The sequence below is a fragment of the Peribacillus sp. NPDC096447 genome (genome assembly GCF_044762725.1).
In the GTDB taxonomy this organism is placed as follows: domain Bacteria; phylum Bacillota; class Bacilli; order Bacillales; family DSM-1321; genus Peribacillus.
The window spans coordinates 1-17,612 of record NZ_JBIWEV010000008.1 but is presented as its reverse complement, the minus strand read 5'-3'; the positions used below and the strand labels follow the sequence as shown (position 1 = coordinate 17,612).

Annotated in this window: 11 protein-coding genes, 1 pseudogene and 1 riboswitch; of the genes and pseudogenes, 1 reads left to right on the top strand and 11 read right to left on the bottom strand. The window is 34.7% G+C overall.

What is annotated here, in order from left to right:
- Positions 1-276: 276 nt before the first annotated feature.
- Together ACIQZD_RS22810 and ACIQZD_RS22805 are read right to left on the bottom strand one after the other, a co-directional pair.
- Positions 277-444, bottom strand: a pseudogene (locus tag ACIQZD_RS22810) (site-specific integrase); the annotation flags it as partial.
- A gap of 292 nt (positions 445-736) precedes the next feature.
- Entirely contained in the window at positions 737-2,896 is a 2,160-nt protein-coding gene (locus ACIQZD_RS22805; protein ID WP_402906655.1) for a S8 family serine peptidase, read from the bottom strand.
- Positions 2,897-3,650: 754 nt separating this feature from the next.
- Here ACIQZD_RS22805 and ACIQZD_RS22800 point away from each other — a divergent pair.
- The gene (locus ACIQZD_RS22800) at positions 3,651-5,084 is read left to right on the top strand and encodes a flavin monoamine oxidase family protein (protein ID WP_402906731.1); all 1,434 of its coding nucleotides are present in this window, start codon (positions 3,651-3,653) and stop codon (positions 5,082-5,084) included.
- 253 nt (positions 5,085-5,337) lie between these two features.
- On the opposite strand, the gene ACIQZD_RS22795 is transcribed toward ACIQZD_RS22800, so the two are convergent.
- From ACIQZD_RS22795 to ACIQZD_RS22755, 9 genes are all read right to left on the bottom strand, one after another.
- Positions 5,338-5,823 carry a DinB family protein gene (locus ACIQZD_RS22795; protein ID WP_402906653.1) on the bottom strand — a complete coding sequence of 162 codons (486 nt, stop codon included), beginning with the start codon at positions 5,821-5,823 and terminating at the stop codon, positions 5,338-5,340.
- Positions 5,824-6,233: 410 nt separating this feature from the next.
- A complete protein-coding gene (locus ACIQZD_RS22790; RefSeq protein WP_402906651.1) occupies positions 6,234-7,367 on the bottom strand; it encodes a zinc-dependent alcohol dehydrogenase in 1,134 nt (377 codons plus the stop codon).
- A gap of 1,055 nt (positions 7,368-8,422) precedes the next feature.
- Positions 8,423-9,856 (bottom strand): alanine/glycine:cation symporter family protein, encoded by a 1,434-nt coding sequence (locus ACIQZD_RS22785; RefSeq protein WP_402906649.1) that lies wholly within the window; start codon positions 9,854-9,856, stop codon positions 8,423-8,425.
- Positions 9,857-10,833: 977 nt separating this feature from the next.
- Positions 10,834-11,469: an NAD(P)-dependent oxidoreductase gene (locus ACIQZD_RS22780; protein ID WP_402906647.1), complete on the bottom strand. Its 636-nt coding sequence runs from the start codon at positions 11,467-11,469 to the stop codon at positions 10,834-10,836.
- A 428-nt stretch (positions 11,470-11,897) separates the two neighbouring features.
- On the bottom strand, positions 11,898-12,530 hold the full coding sequence (locus ACIQZD_RS22775) for a type 1 glutamine amidotransferase family protein (RefSeq protein ID WP_402906645.1): 633 nt from the start codon (positions 12,528-12,530) through the stop codon (positions 11,898-11,900).
- Positions 12,531-14,193: 1,663 nt separating this feature from the next.
- Entirely contained in the window at positions 14,194-14,343 is a 150-nt protein-coding gene (locus ACIQZD_RS22770) for a hypothetical protein (RefSeq protein WP_246941941.1), read from the bottom strand.
- Positions 14,344-14,624: 281 nt separating this feature from the next.
- Positions 14,625-14,798, bottom strand: a complete 174-nt coding sequence (locus ACIQZD_RS22765) for a hypothetical protein (RefSeq protein ID WP_402906642.1) — start codon at positions 14,796-14,798, stop codon at positions 14,625-14,627.
- A 212-nt stretch (positions 14,799-15,010) separates the two neighbouring features.
- On the bottom strand, positions 15,011-16,177 hold the full coding sequence (locus ACIQZD_RS22760; RefSeq protein ID WP_402906640.1) for a phosphoribosylaminoimidazolecarboxamide formyltransferase: 1,167 nt from the start codon (positions 16,175-16,177) through the stop codon (positions 15,011-15,013).
- Positions 16,178-16,225: 48 nt separating this feature from the next.
- A riboswitch (ZMP/ZTP riboswitch) is annotated at positions 16,226-16,304 on the bottom strand.
- A 454-nt stretch (positions 16,305-16,758) separates the two neighbouring features.
- On the bottom strand, positions 16,759-17,391 hold the full coding sequence (locus ACIQZD_RS22755; RefSeq protein WP_402906638.1) for a type 1 glutamine amidotransferase family protein: 633 nt from the start codon (positions 17,389-17,391) through the stop codon (positions 16,759-16,761).
- Positions 17,392-17,612 lie beyond the last annotated feature (221 nt).

Below are 17,612 nucleotides of genomic sequence, written 5' to 3'. Positions count from 1 at the left end.
TTATTTATTATACACCAATATGTTTAGTAAATTAAGAGGTGAAAATAGTTGATTATTTAAACAGGAAATTTTACAACGTTATCATTGCAAATTTAAATGAAAACGCATTCACGTCCAAATAGGAGGTGAAAAATATGGAAATTAGTAAAGAGGTTACATTTATACAATGATAAATAGAACTAACCATTAAGAGAGAAAAAATCTGGCGAATGGGGCGTTCTCCCTTCCTTGACCCGAAGAATCTTGTTTTGTTTGCCTTTAAGCTTTAAGGTCCAGAATCTGCTTCGTGGTGAGCTTGAGTAGGTCCCCCACACGTAGGCCGGTCTCACAGCATACAACAAACAGGATGTAATCGCGCTCCGAACAATGGCGCTTCAGCGCCCATTTCATATCTTCTAACTGCTGCTGATCCCGGATCGGCTGCACATTTTTTTGTTGTGTCATCATCATCGCCCTCCCCTTCTTCAAACCCTTATGTACCAATGATTTGAATGTACGATAATTTCACAAAATCATACATTTCTAACTTTAAGGCATTCATTTTAACTTATGAAAACATAGATTTTTCGTTTTTCCTAGATATATGGAAGGATTTAACCAGGCTAATGATTAATTAAGAAATACATAGCTATTAAAGATAGGATTATGGGAACCTTTCCCCCACTTTCCCGACCACAAAAACCCTTAACTTCATCCTCTTTATGGATGAAGCTAAAGGTATACATATATATAACAACTATTTTAAAACTGAGATGGAATCAACATTCACCTCCGTAGAAGTTTTACGGGCAACAGGATCTGCCTGACCAGTCCATTCAATAGATAATACGTGCTTACCTGCAGTTAGTCCTGTTTTACTGAAGATTTCTTCTTTATACTTAGGAGTAGTAGCATGCAAGCTATAATTTGCTGATTTTCCGTCCAATGTCACTTTTACAATTCCTTGTTTGTCATTTTTTATAGCTTTATAGGATATTCCTGTACCATTAAACACAATTTTCACAGTTGAACCGGTTTGGTTTGTACTTGTGTATGAGCTTGCCGACGCACTTCCATCGGATATTTTATTCCATGTTCCTTTATATCCAAAATATTTACTTGTATTTTCATATGTTCCTGCTCCAATGCCTTCTGTAACAGAAAGAGTGTATTTTCCAGCTCCACTAAAAGCGTGGGCATTCAAATAATATGTGCCTGTTTTAGGAGCTGTAAAAGTAAAGGACTCCTTGGATGAATTTGTAATTTCTGAATGTGCTACAATGCCGTTGCTCGAATTTACAGTCTTTGTAGTGTCGTTATACAAATATAAATCAAAGTCCGTCCCGGAATCACCAGTTAGTGTAGCCTTCACCTTTTCCCCTTTTAATAGTTTAATAGAATAAACATCATTTTTATCTTTACTTGCATCAAGTGAAGTACTGATACTCCCCACCTTCCAAGTAATACCAGGGATATCAGAATCTACCTCGAAATTAACAGCTTTCCCTGCATTCACAAGTCCTCCCGTACCAACTTTTCCCGTTAATGAAGACAGCTTTGTAGTGGTTCTCAAGATGGCATCCTTGATTTGAACGGGAGTATATGATGAACGTGCGCTTTTTACTAACGCTGCTACTCCTGTAACATGCGGGGTAGCCATGGATGTTCCATCAAGATATTCATAAGCCTTAGAATAGTCGCCTTCCACACTTGGGGTTGTACTTAAAATACTTTCACCAGGAGCAGCGACATCTACACTTTTTGCACCGTAGTTAGAAAAATCCGAAAGATTTCCTGTATTGTTAATAGAGGCTACAGAAAGAATGTTAGGCAAATCATAAGCAGCAGGATACATTGGACTTGTATCCGAGTTCTCTGCAAAGTTACCTGCCGCAGCTATAAATAAGGTACCTGAGTTTTTAATAGCATCCTTTAATGCTTGTGAATTTTCTCCTCCACCCCATGAGTTATTCAAAATCTTTACACCTTTTACCTTAGCATATTCAATGGCAGCGATCGCGTCAGATTCGTACCCTCCATATGGTCCGATAAACTTGAGAGGCATAATTTTTACATTTGGAGCAATACCGGTAACTCCAATTTTATTTGCTTTTGCAGCTATTGTTCCTGCAACATGAGTTCCGTGGAAGTCTTCCTCTCCTCGAATGAACAATCTATTATTTTTATCATAAAAATTCCAGCCGTTTACATCGTCTATATATCCATTTTTATCATTATCGATTCCATCGTTAGGAATTTCTTCAGTGTTTACCCAAATTTTATCTTTTAATTCTGGGTGATTAATTTCGATTCCTGTATCAATCACTCCAATAACAAGAGAGGAACTGCCCTTTGTATTAGCCCATGCTGCTTCCGTATTTATATCAATACCTTTTTTACCAACTTGCCCTAATATTTCCTGTCCAGTATTTTTAAGTCCCCATAGTTCGCTATATAGGGGATCTGTAACTGCTGTCGGTTGATATACATAGTTTGGCTCTACATACTCAACATTAGAAGAAGCGTTAAGTTCTTTTAACACATCTGCCATCTTTTTATTTTTGGAAAATTTCATTACATGTGTTCCTTCTTTATTCAATTCTTTTGCATTTGTTAAACCTAAAGTAGTGCTCAGGGATCCTAGACTTTTTATGGAGTAATTCTTTTTAAATTTTACGATAACCTCATTTTCTTTATACTTCTTTGGTTTGTTATTATTAAAATAAGTAAGGATTTCCTTTTTTTTAACTTCGCTACTATCGACTTTTATTATCTCCTCTTGTATGTTTCCTTCTACCTTTTTCTCCTGTTTAACAACTTGAGGAGTATTCGTAGAAGTGGCAGCAAATGTTGTTGTCCCCCCAAATAATAATCCTACAGCTCCGCATATACCTATTATCTTTTTTGGTATTCTCATTTTCTAATCTCCCTCAGCTTTTTAGTTTTCATGATAATAATTTGGTAAGAACAAAAATCTCCAATATCCATTTTTTTGGATATGTAATTCTCTCGCCAAAAAAGGATTAAATTCAGTATTTTTTCAGTTTGAAAAATAAATAATAACTAAATTTTTCCTAAATTGGTGTTTTATAACAACTCGATCACTAGTTTAATAGATGTGAATGAAATATTCAAGTGTTTATTTAGAAAAAAATGTATATTAATAAAGTGAATGAATAAATAGAAAGGGCATGTTTTGAAAAAAGATGAATCAAAACATGCCCTAATACTATTTAATTGGATTATTCTTTTATAAAAAAGATTGGTCATTTTTGTGTTCCTTCATCAACTAACGCACCCGTTAGTTCTATAAAGCATAAAGGTTACCGCAGCACCCCCTTTTATTGAGGTAAAGCGCATGTTAGTTTAATATCTATCTCCAAGTAACTTGTTTAACACAGAACTTCAAAGCAATCCTTCAGGCACTGCTACGTAAAAAGTATACCTGTGTAAGTGTTGTGGAGGTTTTTCTTATCACTTAATGGATGGGTCTCTTTATTTAATAATTTTATTTGTGCCCCAGCTACAAAAGTAGAATTTATCTTTACTTTATTTATCCGTAAATAGTAGGAACACATATTCATCTATACAAGTGAATACAATGTAAAAATCTATTCACTGGGGGAGAAGAGTTGCCTAATAACATAAATTATCAATTAACGACTCAACAAATGATTAGCATTATTAGAAATGGTCTTAAAAAGTCCCATGTTCCCAAACGTATCACTATTGTTGGCGCAGGACTAGCAGGACTGGTTGCGGCTTCTCTATTGCAGGAGGCCGGGCACAACGTCACAATCCTTGAAGCAAACAACAGGGTAGGCGGACGTGCCTATACCATACGCTCCCCCTTTAGTAATGGGCTTTATTTTAACCCAGGCCCAATGCGTATTCCTGATGTTCATATTTTGACCTTAGAGTATATTAAAAAATTCGGGCTAACCCTAAACATGTTTATTAACCGAACTCCAATGGATATTCTTTATCTCAATGGAATCAAAACACGTCTTAACATTTTTGAACGTTCTCCTGGTATTCTAAACTTTCCCGTTGCCCCAAATGAAAGTGGTAAAAGCGCAGAGGAGCTGTTGAAATTAGCTACACAGCCAATTCTCGATTTTATTAAACAAGACCCAACGAGAAATTGGTATCTCGTAGAAAAAGAATTTAAAAACTACTCACTTGGTACTTTCTTAAACTCTTACCATTATCAATATGGAACGACTTTTTCAGATGGCGCGGTTGATATGATCGGTGTACTCCTTGACTTAGAAGCATATATGGGGATGTCATTTATTGAAGTTTTGCGAGAAGAGGCGTCCTTCAGAGCAAATCGTTTCTATGAGATAACCGGTGGTATGGACCTGCTGCCAAGGGCATTTCTCCCGCAATTAAAAGAAGTTATTATGTTCAATCAAAGGATGACGAAAATTCTCCAACATAACAACAGAGTAACAATCCATTCCACCCATCAGGATACCTTAGAGGATTCCACCATAACTGGTGATCTTGCCATCATAACCATCCCCTTTTCAGTGTTACGATTTGTGAAAGTTGAACCATACCATTCTTTTTCCTATTATAAACGGAGAGCGATTCGTGAACTGAACTATATGAGCGCAACAAAAATCGGTATCGAGTTTAAAAGCAGGTTTTGGGAAAGACACCATCAATATGGTGGTAAATCCATAACTGACCTTCCGATTCGATTCACTTATTACCCAAGTCAAGGGATTGGTACAAAAGGACCTGCTGTGGTTTTGGCAAGCTATACATGGGCGGATGAGGCTTTAATATGGAACGGTCTATCAAACGAAGATCGCATTCAATATGCTTTAAAGAACTTAGCTGAAATTTACGGAGACCAAGTCTATTTTGAGTTTGTATCAGGAACTTCCTTTAGTTGGGTCGATAATGAATATTCTTCTGGAGCTTTCACTGCTTTTGAACCGGGTCAGGAAACCGAGTTGCATCCTTATATCCCTATACCTGAAGGAAGAGTACACTTTGCCGGTGAACATACTTCGCTTACCCACGCTTGGATGCAAGGGGCGATTGAATCTGGAATACGGGTTGCATATGAAGTGAATGACTTGCCAAAATAAACAGGAAAAATAGATAATTTAGGACTTATAGAAATTTCTTATACAACTAAACTGCCCCGATAGTTCCATAAGAAAAAGAGCTGCCAAAGCAACTCTCTTATAGAAGTAAAGCACCCGTTACTTTAAGTACGTTCTTCACAAACTGATATTGCTTAACAAAACTGGCCTGCAGCAGAACCTCGAAAAGGCGATTTCTAATTGAAGGATTACACCCAATATATATAGAAACCGACTAAATTAATATCTATTTGATTTATTTATTGGAATGAGAGGAAAGACCCCGACCTATAAGGTTTGCAGAAACAGGCTTTTTCCCTAATTCCCTTGCCCAAATTGATAATTGCCCTATATGGTGAATTTCGTGAGCAATAGTATGTCGCATTATTTCACCCCAAGTATCCGTCACAATTCTTCCATCTTGCAAGGTATCATAAAATAATTGATTTTCCATACTAGCATCCCAGTTGTTCACAAAGTTTTCCACTTCTAAATGAAATTCAGCGTCCAATTTTCGAACTTTGTTCAAGCTTTTATAACTATCGAAACTCTCCTGAAAGTCAGTTTTACCTTGTAAGAGACGTATCCAGCTCCATTCGACATCAACAATATGGAAAAGTGTATGCAATATACTACCCATTCCACCCGTTCGGTTCCGCAAAAGTTCTTCTTCACTTAACTCTTCACACCAACAATACCAGTCTTCTCTTACCATCCAGTTATATCTAAAAAAAGTTTGCAAAAATGCCCCTCCCCATTTAGAAAATAATTTAACTGTTAAAATACTATTAGAGAAATTCCAAACATTGTTAAATATTACTATTTATACAAACATAGGTTGAATTCCTTTTTCAACGATCCCTGCCCCTTTAGTTCTATAAGAAAAAGCTGCCTAAAAGACAGCTCTGATCATCAGCTAACGCACCCGTTAGTTCATTAAGAAAAAAGAGTTGCAGCAGCAACCTACCTTATTTGCACCTAGTTAAAGATTGATATACTTAATGATGAATGATTCCTGCCAATGTCAAAGATGGGACTTAGACTTCCATACCATGCCTATCCAAATTACCAGTTGAATTACCCATACAAAAAAATTCACAGACAAAAAGACTTCTATACACAGTATGAAGTCTTTTTGGAAAGAGAAGAGTATTACGGTTTTAAAACGACTTTTATACATTCATCCTCACGATTATTAAAAATTCGATAACCATGACTTGCTTCTTCAAGGGACATTTTGTGTGTGATAATATCTCTTGGGTCAAATTCGTTATTTGTTATTTTTTTAAACAATTCTGGCATAAAATGAATGACTGGAGCCTGCCCCATTCTAAGATTAATATTTCTAACCCAAAATGCACCTAATGGAAATAGATTATAGTTACCTCCGTAAACACCAGTCATTTGCACTGTCCCATACTTTCGGACAGCCTTAGTAGAAATTTGAATAGGTCCAAGGGTTCCGCCCTGCAGTTTGAATTTTTGTTCCAGAAACTCTAGGGGTGATTTCTTACCATCCATACCTACACAATCGATGACGACATCTGCCCCACCATGTGTGATCTCTTTTAAATGTTCCCCCATATCAGGGTATTTTGTGAACTCAAATACCTCAACATTGTTCATCTTTTTCGCATGATTGATTCGGTAATCCAAGTAATCAACTGCTATTACACGCTTTGCACCTTCCATCCAGGCAAATTTTTGTACCATCAACCCAACAGGTCCGCATCCAAGAACAATAACTGTATCGCCTGATTTTACACCTGCATTTTTTACACTCCAATAAGCTGTTGGCAGAACATCCGATAAAAAGAGCAGTGACTCATCCTCCAATTCGCATGACTCGGGGATAACAAAGGGAGTGAAGTTTCCAAAAGGGACTTTTAAATATTCAGCCTGACCACCTGGATGGTTACCGAACTTCTCAGTATAACCAAAGTATCCGCCAGAATCATAATGAGGGTTTGAGTTATCGCATTGGCTTTCCATTTCATGTTGGCAATAAAAGCAATGTCCGCATGAAACATTAAAGGGAACGACAACACGGTCTCCCTTTTTTACTTTTGTTACTTCAGGTCCAACTTCTTCTACAATACCCAGTGGTTCGTGGCCAATAATATATCCTGGGGGTAATGGCATGTTACCTTGATATAAATGCAAATCAGATCCACAAATAGCAGTAGAAGTAATCTTAACTATAATATCGTCTTTTTTTTCTAATTTTGCATCCTCTACTTGGTTAACCTGTACATGATTTGGTCCTTGATAAGTTACAGCCTTCATAAATGTAGGGCCCTCCTAAATTCTAATACTGTTAACACTCTTAACTATGGTCAACAAAGAAAGTAAATAATATACTTATTGACTCTTAGCGTAATGTTTTATGTAAGTTAAAGAAGCCGCACCGTTTTGATTACGAAGTAATGGTGCTAGCTTTCGAATTAGTTATTGTAAGTGTATATAGCGTGAATTAATTCGGGGAAATAATTTACTAGTAACAGACCATTTCATAACCCTTACTGAACTAAACTAACCTGCCCCGTTAGTTCCATAAGACTTATTGTAGAGCTGACATATACTGTGCATAAAAAAAGACGGTTTTACCGTCTAATAGATTGCACTAGTTTTCTAAGCAAAAACAAAACTAATATTGCGAAAAGAGAAGATAGAATTAATCCTGGAATATTTATAGTAGTTAACAATTTCACACCGCCCAATTAATATCATTAACTAAATTTTAGGTGTTGTTACAAAAATAGTCAATAATCAAGGTTCGAATAAGCTATGCTTCTAGAACTATCCTGCCCCGTTAGTTTAAGTGCACTCTTTCACAATCTTACAATAAATATGAATAGCTGTCCTAAAAGACAGCTATTCATATTTATTAGTTTGAAATAATTGGTACAAGTATTAAAAATTTACGGTAACAGAAAATAGTTAAAGTTAATGATACTATACTCCATTGATAAAATTATGTTCCATAATGGTTCCATATGCGGTTGTTGTAATACCTTCAGCGATTTTTATCCCTAAAAAATTTCAGGGTCACCCATTCCTCACAATGGACATTTAGATATAGTCAGTCATTCACATTTATCCTTCGTGTCCCTCTAGTGGTACTTCCCACAGTACTCGGGGGATTTTTCGTGTATAAAAGGTTTTTGAAAATTACTCTAGTTTCGTGTGATAATAATTTAAGATGTCAAAATGAAACTATTGCAAATGTCCTGTATCAAACCTAAAAAGTTGATACGGGGTCATTTTTCTTGTATTCTGTCAACTTTAGAACTAAATGAACCGGTTAGCTGGGGATATTAGTTAAAGCCGATCTTTTTATATTACATGGCGTTTTCCTTTTTAACAGTGGTAGCATCTTGAGAGTGCTCCCAACATTCAAGATTTTCAAGACCTTTAATGCTGTCTTTATAAAAAACTGGATCTTGACCAGCCTTTTTCTGTTTCATATAATCACTTAATGCTGCAAAAGCTACTTTTGATAATAAGAGAACGGCAATTAAGTTTACGATAACCATCAAGCCCATAAATAAATCTGCTAAATCCCATACAAGCTCGACCTTTGCAACCGAACCGAATACAATCATGGCGAACGCGCCTATTCGATATAGAATCAACCACACTTTACTTTTGTGTAAAAATCGAATATTTGTTTCCCCATAATAATAGTTACCAATTAACGAACCGAATGCAAATAGGAAAACAAAGATAGCAAGACAACCTGATGCCCAGGAACCGATGTGTTCACTTAATGAAGTTTGTGTGAGTGCAATGCCAGTTAGCCCTGGTTGTTTATAAGCATCAGAAAGTAAAATAATAAATGCTGTGCTTGTACAGATGATCAGTGTATCCGTCAATACGCCAAATGCCTGAATAAGTCCTTGTTTCACCGGATGACTTGTTTTAGCAGTTGCGGCAACGTTTGGCGCACTCCCCATACCCGCTTCATTCGAGAATAAACCACGTTTAACCCCATTCATGAACGCAGCTCCGATTGAACCGCCTGCTAGTTGTTCAAAGCCAAACGCGTTATTAATAATAAGAGAAAGAATTTCCGGCATTTTGGTAATGTTCATAGCTATGACAAATATTGCCATCCCTAGGTATAACACACCTAGAAACATAACCTTGTATTCAGAAATTTTTGCAATACGCTTCACACCGCCAAAGATAATCGCAGCGAAAGCAAGTGTCATGAGAATCCCTACAGTTAAACGATCTGTACCAAATGAGTTCTCAAAAGCAATTGTAACGGTATTTGATTGTACAGAATTGAATACAAGACCGAAAGAAAGCGTAATCAAAATGGAGAATATTACTCCCATCCAACGTTTGTTTAATCCTTTTTCCATATAATAGGATGGACCGCCTCGGAAACCAGTTTTATCTTTTACTTTATACACTTGCGCTAACGTACTTTCAATAAAGCTGGTTGCTGAGCTAATAATAGCAATAATCCACATCCAGAATATCGCTCCAGGACCGCCTAATGCAATCGCAATCGCAATTCCTGTGATATTACCTGTTCCAACGCGAGCGGCCATACCAATACAGAAAGCTTGAAATGGGGAAACGCTGTCTTTAGAACTAGTTCTCCCTTCCATTAAAACACGGACCATTTCCTTTAGCATTCGAACCTGTACAAATTTTAATTTAAATGTGAAATAAATCCCACTAGAAACAAGCATAATAACTAATAATTTTGACCAAAGGAATTCATTTGTTACGCCAACTACATCATGTAATAATTGTTGCATTCTATCACCTCTTATAAAATTTACTAGCTTAGAAGATACCTAGTTTTTCAACTTCATCAACTGATGAATTCCACCAGTCGTAAACAACATTATTTTTTTCTATAATGGCTCCTCTATCTCTTTTTTACAATTTTTAAAAGAAAGTATTCAATTCGCGACTGTTCATTCAATTCGCGTACTTTCCATGTAATTATAGTAACATAAATAAAATAATTCAAGATAAAAAATATTCGTACACTTCATCCACTTTTTGAATCCAATAATGGTGTTTACTTCCTGAAACTGAGCTAAATGTTTTTATATACGTGAATCATTTAGTGAAATAATTTAAAATCTTTAATGGGGGAGCAATTGATTTTATCCCATGTCGGATAATATACTGCCTGTCCAGATTTAAATATACAGTATCCTTAAAAATATCACGCAAAAAAAGCGATCCATCAATTTAAGAATCGCATTTGGACTATTAACTATTTTTTATTCAACTAACCTGCCCCGATAGTTCAACAACAATAAAGTCGCCTGTTTGCAGTGCTAAACTTCAGTAATGGTCATACGGCAACACTACTTCACCAGCCGAAAATATTAGAAATTATTAATCTTAAAAGTAACAGCTAGTTAAAAGGTAAATTTCTATTATACTCACATTCCATTAGATGACTGGCGTGCAGTGGAAATTTTTGTCCTGATTTTTACGTCAAACACTTTCTGTTCAGCAACATAAAGAATCTCGTCTAATGACTTGCCTTCTTCCGGATAGTGGGCGTTGCCAATAGCAATCCCAATGCCAAAGGGATTTTGGCCTTATTAAATTGTTCTAGTATGTCGGATTCCAAATTGTCTATGAAAACTTCTGTATCTTTTTGGGTAAACCCTGAAGCGATAATGATAAATTCATTGCTGCCCTTTAACGGAATAACTAAGTAGCTTCTATTAGCTGGTTAATTGAAAAGAAAAAATTTTCATCTACTAATATTTTAGTTGGCTATAAAAGGGGTTTTCCTTATGTATTTATTATCACTAATCTGATTAATGATAAAATCTGCAATATCTATATTCGTAATTTTTATTCCCGGCATATCGGTTAGGCTTTCCTTTATATTACCAGCAGATGATCCTTCAACTACAAATGGTAAGCGTGCAAGTGTCCAATCAATATCACTGCATGCAAGAATCTCAAGTTCCACTTTTTTATCTGCCATCATCTTCGGAAATAAGAATCTAAATATCCCGGCTCCAATTTTATTTATTATGTTCTTATTATCTCCGTTAATATCAAGTGATCCTCCTGTAACACCAATATATCTTTTAATTTCTAATTCATTCATTGCAGTAAGGATGAATTTTGTTACAACACTGTAAATAGGGAAATCTTTTAAGGGTTGACCTAAAGTATTGATAACAATATGACAACCCTTAAGAAAAGACCGAATAGAATTTATATCTTGTGCGTCTCCTTTCACAATCTCAATTCGTTCATCAGTATTAGTTAATCTAGTAGGATCTCTAACAAGCATACGAACTTGATATCCATCTTCTAATGCCCTTTTTGCAATAAATCGTCCTACTTTTCCGTTTCCTCCAACGATGGCTAGCTTGTAAGAATGCTTCATTTTTCCTCCTCTTGAAAAATTATTTGAACGTCACAATTACTCTTATTTATTATAATATTACTTTAATATTATTCTTCTTGGGGTAACTTGTTCCATTCGTTTAAGTAGACTAATTTCAAAATCCCATATCAATATTAACATAAAAACCCAGTTTTGTTCAGGAGTCTAGTTCCATTAAGTGGCACAATTGTTGAATAAAGGTCAAAGAGCACTCTTCAACTATTCCCCCTTTAGTTCCATAAGAAAAAGCTGTCTTAAAGACAGCTCCGTTCTTCAGCTAACGCACCCGTTAGTTTAAGTACAATCATTCACAATCTCTATTAACTTCTCTAAAATTTTTAAGTTATGTACTAAAACTATACTTTGGCATCGCATAAAGTATAGAGGTTATTTCAAGTAAAATAAAACTGCCAAGTTGATTTTTAAAATCACTTATTTATTGAGTTCATTAGTTGGAAGAAGTATTCAGGTTTGTGAGTCTTATTTAGGTTATACCACGAGTGTAATGTATCTGGTGCAAATACATCTAATTTTTTCAGTACTTCCATCGCAAATTCCAAAGGAGCTACTCCTGATGCAGTAACCAAATTTTCACCAGTTACTACAGGTTCCATCTCATAAAAATTTTCTCCTTTATAATTAGGACAGACCATTTTAATATACTCTAAGCTATTGCTTGTATGCTTTCTAGAATCTAGATATCCCATATTCGCTAGTCCCTCAGTTGCACCACAAATAGCAGCAACAATAGTGCCAAGCTTTAAAGCCTCGCCAATTTTTTTCAAGATAGATAGATGAATCGCTTCTCCCCAAGTATTCCCTCCAGGTAGAATTACAAGATCTTTACTATCAAAGTTACATTCATCAAGGGAAATATCTGGTTTTATACTCAGTCCCCCCATCGTAGTAATAATTTCTTTATTCGCTCCTACTGTAATTACTTTTAAAGGTGCTAAATCCTTTTTGAAATATCTTCCTGAATTTAGTTCAGCAATTAAATATCCATATTCCCAGTCTGACATTGTATTAAATACATATAGATAAACTTTTTTTATTTTCATCCACTAACACTCCAATCATAATTTTCATAGTTTATTTTTTCCACATCAAAAGCTACTCCATCAAAAAGAACGTATGTTCCTTTTGATGCAATTATATACCACAATTAACCAATAGTCTATTTCTTATTGAACTATCCTGCCCCTTTAGTTCCACAAGAAAAAGGTTGCCGCAAACTAACGCACCCATTAGTTTCGATTCACATATTTCTTGTATATTCTGGAGTATCACAGAGTGGATATTCTTCATATTGATTTCCTTTCCTAGAATAAAGTAAATCCCAAGAACAAAAGTAATTATTAAAGTGACACAAATTACCCAATACATCAAAGGATATTGATATATTACTGTTGCTGTTGTAACTCCTGAATTCATATCTGTTGTTGTTATTTTTGTCTTAACAGGATCATAAAGCATGTCCACAATTAAGTATGTTAGTAAAGATGAAAGAGTAAGAAATACTCCTATCGCACGTTTCAGTATTTTCACCTCCTAAAACCGTTAACTGTATACAGTTTAACTAAAAACAAAATCCTTCTTCCACTAACCTGCCCCGTTAGTGCCATAAGAAAATGGAGCTGTTTCCAGCCCCATAAAGAAGTAAAGCATGCGTTAGTTGCATAAGTAAGAGGTTTGAAAAAATAACCTGTATATATTTGAACGATGAATAACTTACCTATTTTCTTGTGTTTGTTTGCACCATATACAGAAAATTGGGAAAAACGTAATCAAAAACGTAACTAAGTTTATAAATTCATCAAAAAATACGTTAGAAACATTGATATATCAACAATTTAATAGATTACAGTTTATTTAATTGGTGTATATTTTTCCAATTATTTTAAATTATTCTATATTAGTTCTTACGATGAATACAATGTTTCTTAACTATCGCAATTGACTAGAATTGATTTACAACCATTTAGAAACGTAACCAAAACCGTAACCATTTTTATAAAAAACTCGTCAAGTATTGAAAGTATGAATTAAAGCAGCCGTTTCTATATTGGAATGCGTTGCTTTATTTTTTAATGGGGCATATCAGAAATGTTTAGCTGTGGTAAGAAAACTACTAGCAATAAAAGCTATTAAGCTAAACGCTGGTAGCTTGCTACATTCCATCTATGCTTATTAATCAGCTTTGTGTGTTCAGAAAACCATTCTAAGCGATTTTCAAACTTCTAATGATGATTGATAAGCTAATTTTGTCTAAGGCTAACTCTAACTTATCATCTATCTATTCTTTTATATAAAGAATTCCATAATTGCGTAAACCTGTAAACCTTTTAACCTATAAACGTTGATATAGTAGGTTTTTTATAGGTTTACCTTTAAGTTATTAGAAGTAAATTCAGCGCATTGGTATTCCCTGACTTTCTTTGAATGTGGGGTGTTGAGTATGTATCTTGCTGAAAAGATCGAGACTTATCTTTTTATTCAGCTACCTAAGCCAAGTGCTTGAGATTACTGGTGTATTCAAAATAACGGCTGGTCTATTGATTCTGCTACTGAAATTTTTAGTGAGGAATGGATATCTGATGACGAGTTTTTTGTCACCGAATCTGAAATTTATGGGAATAATAAACTCTATCATCAATTGAAAAAAGAACTTCGAATAATAAAAAAACATAGGGAGATTTTAGTCTTCCTATGTTTTCATTCATATTATTTATCTGTTTGTTTTTGCTTCTTTTTCAAATACTCCGCACGTATTTTTTCAAGTTGCTGCTTTTTATCAAATTTGGCAGGCTTCTGTTTTTCATGAAACTTTGTCACAGCTACCTGACCTTTGGTATCTAATTGATATTTTCCCACTTTGTTCACCTACTTTTCTTGTCTTTAAAGAGAATCTATTCAACAAATATAATATACCTTATTTTACTGAAGTATACCTTATTACTTTATTAGTGTACTGCTAACTTTGCATATATCAGTAAAAACATTAAAAACTTAGTAAAATAATTCATCGCCAAATGGTATTCATTTCATTGCTATAATCAAAATAAAATGCCTTGACACTCTGCATAAGCCTCAATAATTCTATTTCTTGTTTGTTCAGCTCTCTTCTAAAGATCCAATTGTTCGGTAAATAAGGTTTAAACATTAAAACAATCTAAGGCTACTCCATCTTTTAAATGGTTCTTAATGCTAATAACCATTACGTTCTCGATGATTTCAAATTTAGGTTTCTGAGGGGAAATATTGTTTTTTTTGCAAAGCCTTTTTACTACTTGTTTAAAAAAATCTACATCCCCAATATCTTTCTCCAAAAAATCACCCCTTGTTATTAACTTTTCTACTTATATCCACCTCAATCCAAATATTACCTTATTCAACTATCCTGCCCCTTTAGTTGATTAAGGAAACTTTAATGATCAAGCAGTTATATGTAAAAACTTAGTTACCATTATGAGCGTTATCGGAAATAGTATGAGAAAGAGCCCTTAGTAAAGAGGCTCTCATATTTATAATCATTCACAGCTTAATGATGAAATACACGAATGCCTGAATGTGCCATAACCATTCCATATTCATTTGCTGCTTGTAAAACTTGATCGTCTCGTAAAGAATTACCTGTTTGAACAACATATTTAACTCCACTTTGAGCAGCACGATCAATATTATCACGGAACGGTAAAAAAGCATCGGAAGCATAGGAAACTTCTTTTAATCTTTTTAACCATTGTTGTTTTTCACTCTTACTTAGCCTGTCAGGGACTTCTTGAAAACATTGTTTCCATTGTTGGTTTTCAGCTTCAGTAATATCATCATTCAGCCATCCATCAATCGCGTTATTAACTTCTACACGAGATATTCCTTCTCTGAACTTCATATTAAGTGCCCTTGGGTGTTGTCGTAACCACCATTTATCTGCTTTTTCAGCTGCTAACCTTGTACAATGAATACGTGATTGCTGCCCAGCACCAATTCCAATAGTTTGACCATCTAAAGCGAAACAAACAGAGTTTGATTGTGTATATTTCAATGTAATAAGGGCAACAAGAAGATCTTGCTTGGCTCTATCAGGAATATCACATTGTGCCGTAACAATATTGTCAAAAACTTCTTTTCTGATCCGTACATCATTTCTTTCTTGTTCTAAGGTAATTCCAAATACCGTTCTTTTTTCAATTGGAGCAGGAGCATAGTGTGGATCAATTTCTAAGATTAAATACTTTCCTTTCTTTTTCTGTTTCAAAATCTCTAATGCCTCTTGACTGTAACTTGGTGCAACAATGATATCAGAAACCTCTGTTTTTAGAAGGTTAGCTACAGTTACATCAACTTCATCACTAAATGCAGCACAATCACCAAATGAAGATATCCTATCTGTTCCTCGTGCTCTTGCGTAAGCAACGGCTAATGGAGAAAGTTTTATATCTTCAATGAAATAAGATTTAGCAAGTAAATCATTCAGTGGAGAGTACACAGCTGCACCTGCTGGACTAACATGTTTAAAGGATGCTGACGCAGGTTGACCAGTTGCTTGTCGAAGCTCTAGAACCAGTTGAAAAGCGTTTAAAGCATCTAAAACATTAATATAACTGGCTTCTCCATTTAATATTTTAATAGGCATGTTTTCTGTAACATAAACTTTAGCTTTACCCTGATTTGGATTCATTCCGTATCGTAAACAAATCTCTTTCATTTAAAGATCCCCTTTCAAAAATAAAAAAGTATTTGAACATGAGTTCAAATACTTTGCCCAGGCGTACGGCCGTTATCTATGTGCTCCCTCATGGTCCTCCATGTTTACGCCAGTAACACATAGTCTGTTTTATAAGAAAATTTTACATAATATTAGTAATTTTTACAATATATTTAGCTGATTTTTCTTTTTTTAAGTTGTATATCATACCCCCCCCCTTGTAGGCCAAGGGGGGGGATCATCTTCGAAATTATCGTTTTTGCTGTAGCTTTTGAAACAAATATTGATCAAATTAATACAAGAAACCTTGAAAATAAATAAATAGTAAGGACATGTTTTGAAAAAAGATGAATCAAAACATGCCCTTATACTAATTAATTGGATTATTCATTTATAAAAAAGATTGATCATTTTTGTGTTCCTTAATCAACTAACGCACCCGTTAGTTTAAGTTTAATCATTCACAATCTCTATTAACTTCTCTAAAATTTTAAAGTTATGTACTAAAACTATACTTTGACATCACATAAAGTATGGAGATTATTACAAGTAAAATAAAACTGCCAAGTTGATTTTTAAACTCACTTATTTATTGAGTTCATTAGTTGGAAAAAGTATTCATGTTTGTGAGTCTTATTTAGGTTATACCACGAATGTAATGTATCTGGTGCAAATACATCTAATTTTTTCAGTACTTCCACCGCAAATTCCAAAGGAGCTACTCCTGATGCAGTAACCAAATTTTCACCAGTTACTACAGGTTCCATCTCATAAAAATTTTCTCCTTTATAATTAGGACAGACCATTTTAATATACTCTAAGCTATTGCTTGTATGCTTTCTAGAATCTAGATATCCCATATTCGCTAGTCCCTCAGTTGCACCACAAATAGCAGCAACAATAGTGCCAAGCTTTAAAGCCTCGCCAATTTTTTTCAAGATAGATAGATGAATCGCTTCTCCCCAAGTATTCCCTCCAGGTAGAATTACAAGATCTTTACTATCAAAGTTACATTCATCAAGGGAAATATCTGGTTTTATACTCAGTCCCCCCATCGTAGTAATAATTTCTTTATTCGCTCCTACTGTAATTACTTTTAAAGGTGCTAAATCCTTTTTGAAATATCTTCCTGAATTTAGTTCAGCAATTAAATATCCATATTCCCAGTCTGACATTGTATTAAATACATATAGATAAACTTTTTTTATTTTCATCCACTAACACTCCAATCATAATTTTCATAGTTTATTTTTTCCACATCAAAAGCTACTCCATCAAAAAGAACGTATGTTCCTTTTGATGCAATTATATACCACAATTAACCAATAGTCTATTTCTTATTGAACTATCCTGCCCCTTTCGTATTATAAGGTCAGCCAGATATTTCTGGTTGAACAATTTTTATATCGATATATGATAACGGTAGCTGGGGTAG

Excerpts from the sequence above, each read along its gene's own strand:
- ACIQZD_RS22805 (WP_402906655.1), bottom strand. The coding sequence starts at position 2,896 with ATGAGAATACCAAAAAAGATAATAGGTATATGCGGAGCTGTAGGATTA.
- ACIQZD_RS22800 (WP_402906731.1), top strand. The coding sequence starts at position 3,651 with ATGATTAGCATTATTAGAAATGGTCTTAAAAAGTCCCATGTTCCCAAA.
- ACIQZD_RS22790 (WP_402906651.1), bottom strand. The coding sequence starts at position 7,367 with ATGAAGGCTGTAACTTATCAAGGACCAAATCATGTACAGGTTAACCAA.
- ACIQZD_RS22785 (WP_402906649.1), bottom strand. The coding sequence starts at position 9,856 with ATGCAACAATTATTACATGATGTAGTTGGCGTAACAAATGAATTCCTT.
- ACIQZD_RS22780 (WP_402906647.1), bottom strand. The coding sequence starts at position 11,469 with ATGAAGCATTCTTACAAGCTAGCCATCGTTGGAGGAAACGGAAAAGTA.
- ACIQZD_RS22775 (WP_402906645.1), bottom strand. The coding sequence starts at position 12,530 with ATGAAAATAAAAAAAGTTTATCTATATGTATTTAATACAATGTCAGAC.
- ACIQZD_RS22760 (WP_402906640.1), bottom strand. The coding sequence starts at position 16,177 with ATGAAAGAGATTTGTTTACGATACGGAATGAATCCAAATCAGGGTAAA.
- ACIQZD_RS22755 (WP_402906638.1), bottom strand. The coding sequence starts at position 17,391 with ATGAAAATAAAAAAAGTTTATCTATATGTATTTAATACAATGTCAGAC.